We start from the raw sequence: 15755 nt of genomic DNA on the forward strand, positions 1-15755 counted from the left end.
CTATCATAGAAATGTTCAAAAAGATATATATTCCAATTTTGCTTTTGGCAGGGCTGCTAATGGCATGTAACGATGGTTTTGAGGAGCTCAATACAGATCCAAACCGTCCAAAGGAAATTACTCCGGGCGTTATGCTGGGGCAGCTTCAATATAAAATCATTAACAGCACTGTTAACGCAAGCCGTAATTTTACGCATGAGCTGATGCAGGTCGATGCGCCACGCGCAAGTGCCGGCGGAGGTGGGTTGCACCGGTATCTGGTAAACCCAGGAACTGGCGTATGGACAAATTTTTATACCTATTTAAGTGACATTCAGGATATTTATGTCATTGCAGATAGGTTGAATGAGAACAACTACAAAGCCATTTCTCTGATCTACAAAAGCTGGAGTTATTCTATTCTGACGGATCTGTATGGGGATGTGCCTTATTCACAGGCGACCAAGGCGCTTGAAGGAAATTTCAAACCTACGTTTGACAAACAGAAGGATATTTATATTCAAATCCTGAAAGATCTCCAGACGGCCAACAGCCTGCTGGATGATACCAAAGCACTGACCTATGCAGGTGACATGTTATACAGTGCAAATGCGCTTTCAGGCGGGAAAAACCCGGGTATTTTAAAATGGAAAAAGTTTTGTAATTCGTTGCGCTTACGGTTATTGATGCGGGTTTTAAAAAGGGATGGTGAGGTGAACGCAAAAGAACAGATCACAGCAATTCTTGCGGATCCGGCTGCAAATCCTGTTTTTACTGCAAACAGCGATGAGGCGATTTTCAGATATCCAGGCACCTTTCCCTTTTTCAATCCATTCTACAATGCCCGTCAGGTAGACTGGCGCGATGGTAATTATTTTACCAAATTCTTCATCGGCAAAATGAATCAGATCAATGATCCCAGAAGAGCGGTGTGGGCCACGCAGGTGAACTCCGGAACTGAAAACGTTTACCAGGGAATTGAGAGCGGTTACCCAACAACGCTGGAATATCCGGTGGGCAGTAATTCAAGTTATTCGGATGGTTTGAAGACATTACCGCAGCTGGGTGTGATGATGACTTTGGCAGAGGTTGAATTTATCAAAGCAGAGCTTGCGCTGAAAGGATTTACGACCGGATCAACGCCTGAGAAACATTATGAAACGGGTATCTCGGCATCCATGATCCAATGGGGAGCAAGTATGCCTTCCGGTTTTACAAAACAGCCGGGCGTTCTCTATGACGCAAATGCCCCGGCAGAAAATCAGCTTGAACAGATCATGCTGCAAAAATACTACGCTTATTTCTTTGTCGACTACCAGTCGTGGTTTGAAAAGAGAAGAACCGGATATCCGGTTTTGCCTCGTGGCGCAGGGATTCCGGCAGAAAATAAATTTCCGTCCCGTGTGCCTTATCCAACTTATCTGCAGTCGCTTAATCCGGAGGCGTTGAAAACCGCAGTGACTTCTATGGGTGGTGATAACAGTGATATTAAAGTTTGGTGGGATAAATAATTTTTAAAAGTTGATCAAATGAAAATAACGATAAAAGCTTGCTGGATTGTAGGTTTATTAACCTTGAATTTAGTGTTGTTGTCAAATGTTCAGGCCCAGCACTCAAAAGTAAAAATGCCGGAGCGCGGGCTATGTGCACACCGTGGTTGCATGGACACGCATCCTGAAAATACATTACCTTCTTTACAGGAGGCTGCAAGACTGGGTGCCCAAATGATTGAGTTTGACATTCAGCTCACCAAAGACAGTGTGATGGTACTTATGCACGACGATAATGTTGACCGCACCACCACGGGGACCGGAAATGTTGCGGATTTGACGTATAATTATCTACGTTCACTTGATGCCGGTGTAAAAAAGTCTGAGAAATTTAAAGGGACACTAATTCCTACCTTTGAAGAGGCATTGGCGGTGCTGCCTGAGAATGTCTGGCTTAACTGTCATTTGAAAGGAGATCAGGCGGTTGGAAAAGCCGCAGCTGCGATGCTTAAAAAATCAGGAAGGCTGCATCAGGCATTTCTGACCTGTTCTGAAAAAGCTGGCAAAGCGGCAAAAATGCAGGTTCCGGAAGTAATGATCTGTAACGGTGAAAATAGCTACCGGAAAAATACTGCTAAATATGTTGAGGCGACCATTAAAATGAAAGCCGAGTTTATCCAGCTTCTGCGTCCGGAGGCCGGGGAAGACAGGAGTGTTTTGATGAAATCGCTGAAAGATAATCATGTCAAAATTAATTTTTTCTATGCTGAAAAGGCTCAGGAGCTTGCCGATTTGTATAAGCAAGGCGTAGATTTTATTTTGGTAAACAATGTGGGTGCTTTGCTGCCGGAAACTCAAAAGCTGGGTATCAAAACCCTGAAACCGGTATACAAGAATTAATAATTAAATGATTACTTTTAGAAGAAATTGATCCGAAATGAAGAAATATTTTTTAAAGTTATCGGTAAATTTTTGCTTCATATTTATTGCAGCAAACCTGGTGTTTTCAGGTGCCTATGGACAGACAAATAAACCTGCCAAAAACAAAACGCTGATTTTCTTTTTTGATGGTTTAAGGCCGGATTACATCACGGCCGAACTTATGCCGAATTTATTTGCGTTCAAACAAAAATCTTCGGTTGGCGCCCATCATCATAGTGTTTTCCCAACCGTGACCCGGGTTAACTCAGCCTCATACGCAACAGGTTCTTATCCTGGAACGCATGGTCTGCTGGGCAATGGGATATATTTTCCTGCGGTCAGCTCAAAGGCCATCGGAACCACCTATGAAGATCTGATGAAAGTGCAGGCCACAGAATCCAATCAGTTGCTGACCGCAGTTTCGTTAGGGGAAGTGCTCGAATCAGCTGGTGAAAAAATGATGGTTTTTAGCTCGGGTACTACGGGTCAGGCTTTTTTGCAAAATCATAAAGTTGGCAAAGGTGCGATAATCAATCCTGATTTAATTTTGCCCGAATCATTTAAACCCGAAGTTATAGCAGCCATTGGTGAGCTTCCCGAAAAATCAGCAAACGGTGGTTTTGCCAAACATAAGTGGGTTACTGATGCGCTGATCAGTTTTGGTTTAAAAAATGATGGTCCGCTGGTGAGTGCTGCCTGGCTTTCTGATCCGGATGGTTCTGCTCATAAATATGGAATTGGCTCTTCACAGGCTGTTTCGGCACTGGCATTTGTAGACCAGCAGTTTGGACGGGTACTTGACTCATTAAAAACCAGAAATCTGACTGGCAGTTTCAATATCATTATTTCGACCGATCACGGATTTGTAACCCACAAGGGCAAACAAAGCCTGGGGGAATTTCTGATAAAAGAAGGTTTGAAAAAAGATAAGGACTCTGACGACGTGGTTTTAGCAGAAGGCGCAGTTTATGTGAAAGACCATAATGAAGACAAGATCAAACAAATTGTAGAAGCACTTCACAAACAGGAGTGGATCGGTGCCGTGTTTACCAAACCTAAGAAAAAAGATAGTATGCAGGGCTGGGTGGAAGGAACGCTATCCTTTGAAGCCATTCATTATAACCATCCAAAACGATCGGGCGATATTCTGGTTGCAAACAACTGGAATGATGAACGTAACGATAAAGGTTATGCAGGAACTGATTTTTCAATGGGTGTCGCAGGTCATGGCGGATCAAGTCCTTATGAAATCAATATAACTTTAATGGTTTTTGGCCCGGATTTCAAAAAGGGTTACACCGGCGCATTGCCAACTTCCAATATTGATATTACGCCAACCGTGCTGGGAATATATAATCTGCCGGTGCCATCAAAAATGGATGGAAGAATTATGACAGAATTTTTAGCCAAAACGGCAAAGCCTGCTGGTAAGTTTAAGCAGGATAAAATCGAAACAACAGTGCAATATCCCTGGGGTACTTACAAACTTTCTGCTGGTATGTCTACAATGGATCAGTACCGGTATTTTAATTTCAGTAAGGTAGAGAGAACTAATAAGTGATTGGTAGAATAAAAGGTTTTTCAGCTAACTTCTTTATAAGTCAGGTGAAAAACCTTTTATAGTGGTGCAAATTGCAAGAACCTAATGTAGCAGACACCCTTTATAAAGCAAATAATCAAACGAAGGAATGATACGGTACGAGCTTATCAAGAGACAGTTTTTTAGGCTTTTGGATATAACATTGTCAGTGGCCGAATCTGGCCTGGATAAATCAGAGCGCTCATTCTGACAATACCTGCAAAATCCAAAACGTCAATATTGCGTATATACAAGCGTATAATTGCTGGTGCAATGTTTTTTAGGATGAAAGTTCAATACAATACTTAATTGAGGGATGGAATCTGGATATTAGGCTGGCCAATTGAAATGGGCTATGCAGGTCTGAAATTGCTCGACCAATTCGCCAAAGGTCATGGGTTGCTTGACGATTACGATCATTAAAAATTGTATTCGAAGGGCATCCCAACACAAGAACCATCCTTTGCTGATGGGAATAAGAGAATTGCAGCTGCTTGCTTTTACTTTTTTTAGAAAACAATGATATTCAGAAAACAAAATCTGGGGGTACAATCATAAGCAATGTAACGCTTGAAAGTCTGACCCTTTTTGCTGCTATAAGTAAACCTGTGGAGATGGAGACGGCTAAGAAATTGATTATTAGTGTGCTAAATAGGAATTATTAAGCCTAATTTCAAATTATTAGGTCAGATGTTTCAGATACAGTTATCTGTTTATTAAAATAATATAAACAGTAAAGACAAAAACTCACAAACGACGCAAAACGAAAAGGGGCTAAAAATCTCCCGGCCCCTTTTCAAATTCACTTTCTGAGTAATTCCTAAAAAGCTCAACTATCAGATATAGTGTTGCCTATTACACCTATGGTACCGTTTGCTTCGTTGTGACACACGTTTAATTGTACTATGATTTATGGGATCCGCATTTTAAGCCTAATTTTTAATTGTCTTTGGTAGAAGGATTGGGGAGGGTATGATGAACTGTGCCAGGATTTGATTTGCGCGCCGCCTCCAATCTTATTTTCCCACGCGCGGGTTTTTACGATATCATGATCTTCGCGGCCATTCCATATTAATTCGTTTAATTTTGTCTTTATAATATGATTTGTATTCATCCTTTATTCGTTCGTTTAAATAAGAACTATCAATTAGGAAATCGATTTTTTCTTCTTTTTGGTTAAACTCCGAAATAATTTTAATAATCCGGCTCTCTTTGATTCCTAATACCTTCCCAAACTGTAAAAAGTCATTATAAGTATAAAAGCCCTGGGCATCATAGGCGTCCGAAAAGCGATCTTTCAAAAGCATGAGCGCCATGTCTGACTCACTGGGCGAATGTATGCGGGTGCAAAGCAAATCGTAGGCCGGTGTTAAAACGTAGTCACCTGTTTCAATTTGAATAACAGAAAAATTCTTGACGTGTGCATCACCGTTTGAAAAGATATAGTTGAACAGTATCAATCTGAAGAATTTTTCAATTTCTACCGGATATAATGAAACGTGGATTTTCATTAATGCGCCTATTTCTTCATAGGAAAGATCATATTTGAAATTTCTTCCATGTGTAATCTCTGTAACTTGGGCAATTTGTGCGAAGTCTTCTTGTTGGAACTTGCTGCCGTCCTGCTTAACGTCAAATCTTTTTACCAGGTAAGCTGGTGTTCGATCTCTGAAATAAATCATCGCATTGGGCGGGACTGCGATCCTGAAAAGTTGCCTTGCTAGTTGCATCGTCAAATGCTCGTTGGCAGGGGCTTGATCCATATTTTTAAACTGACCTATTGGAATAGGCTTCAGCAAAAATTGCCCCCCTGTGTCCGTGAGAACCAGTTGGGTTTTTTCCAGTTTCATTGAGTATTTCACCTGAACTCCTGAGATCGACATTTTTTTGGTCAAATCGTTGAAAAGTTCTGAATCTTCCGTGTAAGGAGAATGGAATGGCAGGATGTGACTCACCTTCTCGCCGTCAAATAATTCTTTAAGGCACTTTTTACAGTACCCCTCCACGGCTACCTCTTTAAAACATCCAGAGCAATTCATGATAAAATTTCGTTAACGGTTATTGATCCTATTGTATCTGATTTTGCAGTTGCTAATAAAAGACCAAAATGGTCATTTTCATCGATACGTAGCAGGCGGCATTGAGTCTGTTTGTTGACCCCTTCGGAAAGCAATCCGTAGAAGAAAGGAAAGAGAACATCAGAATAATATTGTTGATGTGTTTTTGGTAGCGATAGACTAATAGCGAATTGGCTAGAATCCTCGAAGTAGGCGTTGTCATATGTAAAAACATATTGCTGAGAGTCTGTTCTCTCAAGAATGCCAGCCAGTACTGCGTTATTGTAGATTTCGGCCTTTCTTCCCATCACTTAACTATTTCTAATTTAATGACCATTCCAAGAACATTACAAATGCGCATGAGGGTTTCAAGTTCAGGATTGGCCAAGCCTTTTTCTATGTTACGCAGGGTTCTGGGCGAAATTCCGGCAATATCGGCCAAGTCTCCCTGGATGATATGTCTGGATTTACGTCTTTTTTGAATAATCCTTCCAATAGTCTCTTTTTGCTGCGCTTCTGTATCCATAAATAATGGGAATTAAACTGCCGCTTTATGTAAAATATATATTATATTAGTAGCTAATACAACAAAAGCGGCAATAAAATTCCGAAATAGCGGAAAAATACTTTTATTTCATGAAACTGCTATTAAAAGGGTATTATAATTCCCTTTTTAATTTGAGCTCCTTGTCGGAATAGGGCTTCACTGCTTAGTAAAGAACTCATCTCCGTTGATAGATGAGCCGTAATTAAACTACTGCAAGCTTTTTAAGGAACGATGCACAAGGTGTCTTTGAAGGTCAAAGTACAGATTTTTAAAAGCAAAAAATGTAAATTTTTAATTTGGTAACTATGTAGCAACATTTAAGTCAACTTATTAATTAGTTTATTAACTAATTAATAAGTTGTATATTTAAGTTTTTGTGATTTAGATAGAACACAAGCTTATTGTCTGGTTAAAATCATGTTGCTATGATACAAAATTACATTAAAGTTGCCTGGCGTAATATGTTGAAGAACAAGGCAATTTCGTTCATTATGATTTTTGGGTTGGCTGTTAGTATAGCTGCTTTTCTCTTGATTACTCAATATGTATTCTCTGAGTTTAGCTACGATCAGTTTCATACCAGTGCAGATAACATTTATCGGATTCGACTCGATGATTATAAACAGGGCGTTCTGACCAACAGCAGTGTAATTAGCTACCATGCCGAAGCTCCGGCCATAAAAGAAACCTTTCCTGAGGTTGAAAATTTCGTTCGGCTGCACCGGGCAGATGGTATGATCAGTTACCGGAAACCATCGGGAGAACTGGTCAGCCACCACGAGAAAAAGGCATATTATGCCGACTCTTCTTTATTCGATGTATTTTCATTCCCGTTGCTTCAAGGTGCTGCTAATCAGGTGCTGCGTCGGCCTGAATCCGTTGTAATTTCAGAAACAATGGCCCAGAAGTATTTTGGCCGGCAAAATCCGGTTGGCAAAACGCTTTCGTTAAGTTCAGATTGGCAGGGAGGAGACTACATCGTGGAAGGGGTGTTTGCTGATATTCCAGTGAACAGTCATATCCATTTCGATTTTGTTTTTGCCATCCAGAATCTGCTTAAAAATCAACAGTTTGCCAATGGAGGCTGGTACTGGACCAATTTCTATACCTATGTTCTACTTAAACCAGGTACCTTGCCAAAAGCATTGGAGAGTAGGCTGTCTGGTATAATCGAAAAACATATTGGTAAACAGCTGAAGAAGTATAAGGTCAGACAAACGTTCGTTTTACAACCCCTTCGTTCCATTCACCTTTACTCTCAAACAGCATCAGAAATAGAACCAAACGGAAAAATTGGTATCGTTTATGTGCTTATTCTGGTTGCTTTTCTGATTTTAGCCATAGGCTGGCTAAATTATATAAACCTATCTATGGCCAGAGGTATCGAACGGGCTAAGGAGGTAGGTCTACGCAAATCACTGGGCTGTGAAAAACGGCAATTGATTCAGCAATTCTTTGTTGAGTCTCTGGGTTTTAACTTGTTATCAGTATTCATCGGAATTGGTGTTTTTTTACTCGCATTGGTAATCTTTTCTGATTGGATTCGGACTACCAATGGCTTTTCCATGCTTCTGAATTCCTTATTTTGGATCGTATCCTTAACCGTTATTTTTCTCGGGTTTTTTCTTCCCGCATTTTACCCTGCTTTTGTTCTTTCCTCGTTTAAACCGATTGCAATTTTAAAAGGGTATCTGCCAAAGCAAACTGGTGGCGAATCGTTCCGTAAATCCTTGGTAGTGTTTCAGTTTACAGCTTCGATTTTCCTAATTATTGCCACACTTGTCATTAATCAGCAGCTTACTTTCATGCAGCAGCAGGATTTGGGGATGAACATCAACCAGCAGCTTATTGTCAAAGCCCCCAAAATATTACGAACAGACAGCTTTACCAATGACATTCGCTTTTTTAAGGACCGGATGTTATCTCATACCGGTGTACGCCAGGTAACTGCTTCCTCCGAAGTTCCGGGACAGGAAATTTTCTGGACAGTAGAATGGCAACGGTTCCATCAGCCTGCCGCCGAATTTAAACTATGCAGTATACTGGCTGTCGATGAAGATTTTATACCGACCTATAATATTAGGCTGGTGGCGGGACGAAATTTCAGTAAGGATTTAGTGCTTGATAACGAATCGGTTATTGTTAACAAAAGTGCTTTAAAGGCTTTTGGCTTTGCATCCGCTGAACAGGCAATTAATCAGGAAATTGGCAACGTGATACCTAAGAAAATTGTCGGAGTCGTCAATGACTTCCATCAGCAATCCCTGAAAGCGGCAAATCGTCCCATTATTTTTCAGCATATACCCTGGAATAGTAGCTTTCTGACGATTGCATTGCGAAGCAATCATATGGGGAAATCAATAGCAATGATTCAAGAAGACTATCAGGAAGCATTTCCCGGCAATGCATTTGAATTTTTTTACCTGGATGATCATTTTCAAAGGCAGTACGAATCCGATGAACGGATAGCTGATCTGTTTAGTTGGTTTGCGCTGGTAGCAATTAGTATTGCCTGTTTAGGTCTTTTGGGTTTGGCGATGTTCACAGCTAAAAATCGCACAAAGGAAATTGGTATTCGAAAAGTGCTGGGCGCCAGCGTTGTCAGCGTCGCCATGCTATTGTCAAGGGATATTCTCAGGCCGGTGGGTCTGGCTATTCTATTAGCTTCGCCCCTTGGTTGGTACGCTATGACCTGGTGGTTACAGGACTTTGCATATAAAACTGACATCGAGTTATGGACATTTTTGGTTGCTGGTGTACTGGCAATTGGAATTGCCCTACTAACCGTAAGTTTTCAAAGTGTCAAAGCGGCGCTGACGAATCCCGTCAAGAACTTACGTAGCGAATAGGTTTGAAGTTTTACTTATGTTTCCCTCATTAGAATTGTGAATTTTAGATTTATTATACACTGGTTTAACACAGATATTTTCTAATGATAGGTTCGTTTAAACTGTCGTTATTGAGATTTTTTGAATTACGAACTATTTTAAGAAGTTGGAGCCTATCACTGTTATACTGCGAAATCCGCTTTTGCCGGTGTCTCAGGCGGATCAGACGCATAAAGTAAGATTTAGCGATGACAATACTAGTGCGTTGATTAATGAATCGGGGCTTTTTTAAAATTGAAAGAATCGATCTGACAAACATTAAAAAAATCGAAATCCTTAGTGTACCGGACCAGAATGGGAATATGCTTCATTCCGGCAAGATTGAAGTACGTGCCAATGCTGTAAATGGAATTTTTTTAGGAAGGTTTTCAGGTAAATACAGTGATAAAATGGTTTTGAATGTTGCCAATCATGCAGCGTTTGGCTTAAAGAGCATTTATTTTGTCTTTAACGGCGCTCCCGTTACCATAAAAGCGATTAAACTTGGTCAAGGTGACTGAGTGATTTTAGGCATTAGATGCAACTGCAACTGACTGAGGGTATCGGTTAATTAAAATTACTTGTTAACTACTGATTTTTAATACTTCAAGTCTGCCTCTGATTGCGCTTGTCCTTGATCAATTTGGGTTATAACTGCTTGACGTTATGACGCTCCCTATGCAAGATATTCGACGGACTAATGCCATTGATCGGTCAAATATCACTTTGAAAATAGCATTGATGGATTGGTCACGAATCTGCCCTTAATTCCTCAAATCATTTCCCCACTTACTGACCAGGTGAGTGCAACAGGCGTATTGATCTTCACTGTCGAACCGGTGTATCTGCCAATGTTTAATTTAAAAAATAAATGGCACCAGACCTTCCGGTGCCATTTATCACTTTTGTGCGTAATTTGAAACATAAGCGCATAAAATTAAAAACTCTAAATATTTTTTGTCAAGACCGTTTAATAAGTTGGACACAAAAATGGCGCCGGAAATTCCAGCGCCATTTAAGCTTGACGTTATTGCCAGTAAGAAAACGGATCCAAATGTAAAATGCCAGATTGCATTTGTCAAGTGTCTCATATTCAGAAGGTAATTATAAAAAAAGCACCGAAATTTTCGGTGTTGTTTAAAACACTAACTCTATACTTTTGTATGGTAAGCCCTACAAATTCAATAGCCAGACCCTAAGTTTGTCAAGCCATAGATGTGACAAGTAAACAGAAAAGAGCACCGGAATTTCCAGTACTCTTTTGCAATATTTCTCACATCAGGTTTCGATACCTGATGTTCAAATTTAGTGCTTTACAAAAGAAAAGAAAACGGTAAGTGGACAAAGTTGATAATAGCCTAAAAAAACCTCCTAAAAACGAGGGAAGGTTTTCTAAGAAAAGTTTGTCAGACAACACCCCAAATGCTTTCTGCCCTGGTTGATGAAGTGGCAGGCGGTCGAGGCAGCGGAGCGTGTAGCTGGGCTACGAATTAAGTTATAAGATCAATGAGTGGCATTTAATTTCAAGTCAGTTGAATGTGAATGGGACCGGTCCCGCGCAACCACCGCTAAGCAGTCGCTGCTTCTCGCGGATGCTGTGACACTGCAAAGTTACAATCTGGTGCTAGCATTGCATTGTCGGGAAACTCGCATAAAGCCGCATTTAAATACCAACTTGGCTTCAAAGACAATAAGGGCCGAGCGACACCTACTTGATTACTTTTTAAGGCTTAACTAGGTAGGATTGAAGACAACTGGATATTCATCCAATCGGTACGGATTCCATTAAATCGGCAGCTACCCGGACCCGAACAGATGTCAAACAATTTTAGATGATTTACAGAGCATTTCTAAATTATTTGTGCTTTGATATATTTACATAACTAAATAGTAGGGGTAATGCTTCTAGGATTTTTATGAGGTTCGATCTCAGTTGGATCACTAATAATCCAGATAAAAAACCTGGAAATTAATAGTTGGCAGTTTTTTTTTTTCTTTCATCCAGATTGCTGGAATTGGCAATTAATCCCAGACGGACTGGTACATTCATTAGTAACGCAGTGATTAAACCTGGTCTATCCCCAAACTCTTGAAAAGCTCCTCCTTATAGGACTTCCCAATCGGTATTTGCATACCTTGAATACTTAATTCGGTTGGAAAAATGTCCTCAATTAAATTGATATTTACACAGTAACTTCGGTGCACGCGGACGAATATTTTTTGGCCAACTTGCTCCATAAAGTCACTAAGTGTCGAGCGGGCGATCACTTTTTTGTCTGATTTAAGGTGCAGGGTCACATAATTGGCATCACTTTCCATAAATAACAACTCGCTCAAAAATATTTTTTTAAAAACGTACCCCACTTTAACAAAAAGGAAGTCTTTCGAAGGTTTTTCTTCGAATTTGTCGGTCTTCCTTTCTAACCTTTTATCATTAAAATTATTAAATGCAATTTCTATCGTTGCATATAATTCCTCCTTGGTAAATGGTTTAACGATATAAGCATACGGTTTAACTTTTTTTGCGCGGTCTATTGTTTCAATATCACTGTTAGCAGTCAGGAAGATGAACGGAACATCATATAATTCATTCAGTTTCTGAGCCACATCTATTCCGTCTTTTTTCCCTGCGAGCTGAATGTCCAGCAGTACCAGATCAGGTTTATTCTCCTCTATCATCTGGATTGCCTCAGTATAGTTTATGACAGGACCACAGTGCGAATATCCCAGTTCGCCCAGTGTATTTATGATGGTTCTTGCAATCACCAATTCATCTTCTACAACGCCTATTTCCAAAGATTTCATACGTTTAGGATCTTCTAATCCTGATTTTTCCGGATTTCCCGGTTGGTAAAATTGATAGTAAACAATGCTCCCCCCTTATTTTCGTACCGTAGAGTGCCGCCAATTTGTCTGGTCAGATCATGAATCAGCCGCATGCCAAGGCTAGCGGCATTTGTCAGGTCGAAGCCAGCAGGCAGCCCGGGCCCGTTATCGCGATACTGCATTTGAAATTTGCCCTGATCCTTACAAACAACAACCAACGAGATCTCTCCCGACAGTGTGTCCTTAAAGGCATATTTGAAAGAATTTGAAAATAATTCATTCATGATCAAACCCAGCGGGACAGCTGTGTCAATATCCAAATGCAGTTCAGGTACAATAATGCTGGTTTTTATTCGATTTTGCTTCTGAAATACACTTTCTATCTGGCTGCAAAGGTCGGTCACAAACCTTTTCAAATCAATGGTACTCAGGTTATCAAACTGATATGAATTCTGATGTATCAGCGCCATACTTCTTACCCGGTTCTGACCTTCCCGAAGCGCATTCTTTGCGGTTTGATCACTAAGCATTTTGCCCTGCAGCTCCAAAAGGCCGGATATAACCTGTAAATTATTTTTTACACGGTGATGAATTTCTTTCATCAGTACGTCCTTCTCAGCGAGAAGACCAGACTGATCGGAAAGTGATCTTTTCAACTGGGCTGTCCTTTCACTCACGACCTGTTCCAATTTCCTTTTATCAACGGCGAGTTGCCTTAGCCTGATTTGCAACAAAAAATAAACAGCCATAACAATTAACAGGGCCGCGAATAAAAGAAACCACCACTGAAAATAGAACGGTTTCAAAACAGTTATTGGAATTGCTAATTCACTACGACTCCAGACGCCTTCACGGTTTTGTGATTTCACGTGCAAAATAAAATTCCCATAAGGCAATCCACTGATTCGCAGCGAGTTTTCATTGATAAATATCCATTCTTTATCCACTCCCTCTATTTTATATGCGTAACGGTGCATTTTTTCTTTTGCAAAATCCAGCAGTTGAAATTCAAGTGTAAAGAATTTATCATCCGGTGACAGCGTAATTTGATTGGTGTGGAGCAGTTCGAGTGTTTTATTGACAAGGCCATTTTTACCATCCACAAATTGGCTGAAAGAAATTACTCGCAGAGGAATATCCACGGCATTAGTATCAGCAGCAAAATCTTTTGGATAAAATGCATTCACACCGTCCAGTCCACCAAAAAATAGCCTTCCGTCAACCGCTTTGAAAGAAGATGTTCTGTTAAATTCATTGTTGGAAATCCCGTCGGCTGTCGTGTACGTGCGTACTCCGAAAGTTTTGGTATCGAACCGAATTAATCCGTAATCTGAGCTAATCCAAAGATCACCCGCGCTGCCGGGCTCAATACGATAAAGTATATCAGATGGCAAACCGGCGGTCATATTAAATTGTCTGAAAGAATTATCAGCCCTGTCCCAGCGGTAAAGTCCATCACCATGGGTCGCCAGCCAGAAAATACCACTGGAATCCTCATAGGCGTCCAGAAGGCTCAGCCTGTCGATGAATTTAGACTGGATTTTACTGGCAGACCATTGTGAACCAAGAAGCGAGCGCTTACTATCAGCGGTAGCTGACTTACTGTTTTTAGCAGGAAGTGCCCCATTGATATTAAACAGCCCATTTTCCGCAACAGCCCAAATTCTCTTGTCTTTTCCCCGGAAAAAGCGGTAAACAAATTTTGCCACAGAACTGTTTTTACCGGTGTATGGGACTGAGTCAGATTTCCCACTTTTGGAATTGAAAAGAGAAAGTCTGTCCGACCTTCCCAATAATAATAATGTGTCGTTCAAAGAAAAAATAGACCATATTTCTGAGCCCCGCGTTTTTGGAATCGCCTGCGTGCTGTTTTTCAACGGATCATAAGCGAATAATTCATAACCACCCAGATATAAAAGAGGTCCATGTTTCACAAATCCGTAATTTATCTCATGTTTTGTATTGCTTACGTTTTGCATTTTTCCATGGTTTTCAAGAAAAGTGTGTGACCATACGTTAGCCATCACTTTACCGCTGTCGTCAGCATAAATTCCCCTGACCTGATTGTTAGCTTCAATTTTCTGCTGGTTAACGGTGAAATATTGCGCAAAGCGATTTGTTTCAATTTTGAATTTCAAAACACCAATGGAAGTACAAAGCCAAAGATTTTTAAGATTATCGGTAAGAAGCTGATATACAGTTAAATTTTCAAAAGCCTTGTGTGCCGATTTTTCAATAATTTTTAAAAATGCTTTTTCAGTCCAAAGGTAGATGCCGTCACGTGTTGCATAGAATACACTGGATTTTCCATCCATTGTATTTGTTGCCTGTTGCCAGTATTTCCCTCTTAGCTGGTCTGTATTAAATCTGTTATTATGAGATGTAATTTCCTGCAAGCCATTTGCTGTTAGCTTTCCAATCTTGAATTTATTGGGCTCAGCTGTGGTCATGTACGTCAGGAGAAGTTCATGTTGGCTACTGAAACCGATCGGTAGCGATCTGAGTGCATCCTTTTGTGTAAAAGCTGTCACCGTATCTTTTGTAACCAGATACTGTTTGAATTGGTTAAAAATCTTTAATAGTGCTTTACCTTCACCAAACATACAAAAGGGTCCCGTTGTCCTGTAATCCAGTGAAGACACTACATCCGGACTGTCCCAATCTTTCATTTCGCAGCGAAGATTAAAACCTTTTTTTGAGGAATACTTCCAATATCTGAAAGGGTTTGCAGTTAAAAATCCAATTTCCCCAGTACCATCATTCGATAACCAGTAAACGTCTTGCTCTCTGAAAGGCATTTTGGGAAATGCTGCCGCCAGAGTCTTTATTTGATGTGTACTTGCATCTATCACATCAATTTTCCCATTCGTCGTAAGTTTAAAACCGGTGCTTCCATATCCAACAAAAATGTGATTTGCATCGTCTTTCGCCATGCACACCACTTTATTATCTTGCAGCTTTTGCCTTTGATGGGTAAATAGAAGACAATTTTCACCATCAAACCGGCTAAGTCCGTTGCGTGTGCCAAACCATAAAAAACCAGCATCATCCTGTATGCCACAAAAAACCTCATGAGATGCAAGTCCGTCTTCGACAGACAAAATAGACTTAGAAATCGTAAATTTGGGCCCCTTATTTACTGCTACCTGCTGCGCCTGCGAAAGAGTCCAGGCAAATGCAAGTACCAATGTCAGCATACAGTGAATGAAAAGTCCACGTGTCATTCCACCTGAATTTTAGGCATGGAAACTATTAATAACCTGTCAGAATAAATGGGGTCTTCATCTACATTCAAATAGTTTGGTTTGACCTTTGAAGATGAGGAAAGAAGACTACTCACAATCGTTGCCTTCCTAATTGTTCAACATTTTTTCGATGTAAAAAGAGTGGAACCGAAGCTGTGAATTTTAGTTCAAAGTAATAATAAAGTTGATTTCGGCTCGTACAAAATGACAAAATTTATTCACCGGTTACATTTGTCTCAGAGGA

At 40.3% G+C, this 15755-nt stretch carries 10 protein-coding genes; 5 read left to right on the plus strand and 5 right to left on the minus strand.

Annotated features, from left to right (window positions below; translation table 11 throughout):
- Window positions 1-11: 11 nt before the first annotated feature.
- From IEE83_RS08885 to IEE83_RS08895, 3 genes are read left to right on the plus strand one after another with little or no spacing between them, the layout of a single operon-like run.
- On the plus strand, window positions 12-1490 hold the full coding sequence (locus IEE83_RS08885) for a SusD/RagB family nutrient-binding outer membrane lipoprotein (RefSeq protein WP_194120238.1): 1479 nt from the start codon (window positions 12-14) through the stop codon (window positions 1488-1490).
- 18 nt (window positions 1491-1508) lie between these two features.
- Complete coding sequence (locus IEE83_RS08890) at window positions 1509-2369, plus strand: glycerophosphodiester phosphodiesterase (RefSeq protein WP_194120239.1); 861 nt, start codon at window positions 1509-1511, stop codon at window positions 2367-2369.
- Window positions 2370-2406: 37 nt separating this feature from the next.
- Window positions 2407-3951 (plus strand): alkaline phosphatase family protein, encoded by a 1545-nt coding sequence (locus IEE83_RS08895; protein ID WP_194120240.1) that lies wholly within the window; start codon window positions 2407-2409, stop codon window positions 3949-3951.
- A 1064-nt stretch (window positions 3952-5015) separates the two neighbouring features.
- On the opposite strand, the gene IEE83_RS08900 is transcribed toward IEE83_RS08895, so the two are convergent.
- From IEE83_RS08900 to IEE83_RS08910, 3 genes are read right to left on the minus strand one after another with little or no spacing between them, the layout of a single operon-like run.
- Window positions 5016-6008 carry a type II toxin-antitoxin system HipA family toxin gene (locus IEE83_RS08900; protein ID WP_194120241.1) on the minus strand — a complete coding sequence of 331 codons (993 nt, stop codon included), beginning with the start codon at window positions 6006-6008 and terminating at the stop codon, window positions 5016-5018.
- A complete protein-coding gene (locus tag IEE83_RS08905) occupies window positions 6005-6334 on the minus strand; it encodes a HipA N-terminal domain-containing protein (protein ID WP_194120242.1) in 330 nt (109 codons plus the stop codon). The genes IEE83_RS08900 and IEE83_RS08905 overlap by 4 nt, the downstream gene beginning before the upstream one ends.
- Window positions 6334-6552: a helix-turn-helix domain-containing protein gene (locus IEE83_RS08910; RefSeq protein ID WP_194120243.1), complete on the minus strand. Its 219-nt coding sequence runs from the start codon at window positions 6550-6552 to the stop codon at window positions 6334-6336. Before IEE83_RS08910 ends, IEE83_RS08905 begins: the two co-directional genes overlap by 1 nt.
- Window positions 6553-6998: 446 nt before the next feature.
- On the opposite strand from IEE83_RS08910, the gene IEE83_RS08915 reads away from it, so the two are divergent.
- On the plus strand, window positions 6999-9422 hold the full coding sequence (locus IEE83_RS08915; protein ID WP_194120244.1) for an ABC transporter permease: 2424 nt from the start codon (window positions 6999-7001) through the stop codon (window positions 9420-9422).
- 251 nt (window positions 9423-9673) lie between these two features.
- The gene (locus tag IEE83_RS08920) at window positions 9674-9961 is read left to right on the plus strand and encodes a hypothetical protein (protein ID WP_194120245.1); all 288 of its coding nucleotides are present in this window, start codon (window positions 9674-9676) and stop codon (window positions 9959-9961) included.
- Between the two features lie 1543 nt (window positions 9962-11504).
- Here the strand turns inward: IEE83_RS08920 and IEE83_RS08925 are convergent.
- Together IEE83_RS08925 and IEE83_RS08930 are read right to left on the minus strand one after the other, a co-directional pair.
- Complete coding sequence (locus tag IEE83_RS08925) at window positions 11505-12245, minus strand: LytR/AlgR family response regulator transcription factor (RefSeq protein WP_194120246.1); 741 nt, start codon at window positions 12243-12245, stop codon at window positions 11505-11507.
- A gap of 14 nt (window positions 12246-12259) precedes the next feature.
- Entirely contained in the window at window positions 12260-15490 is a 3231-nt protein-coding gene (locus IEE83_RS08930; protein WP_194120247.1) for a histidine kinase dimerization/phosphoacceptor domain -containing protein, read from the minus strand.
- Between the last annotated feature and the right edge of the window lie 265 nt (window positions 15491-15755).

The organism is Dyadobacter subterraneus (assembly GCF_015221875.1).
GTDB lineage: Bacteria > Bacteroidota > Bacteroidia > Cytophagales > Spirosomataceae > Dyadobacter > Dyadobacter subterraneus.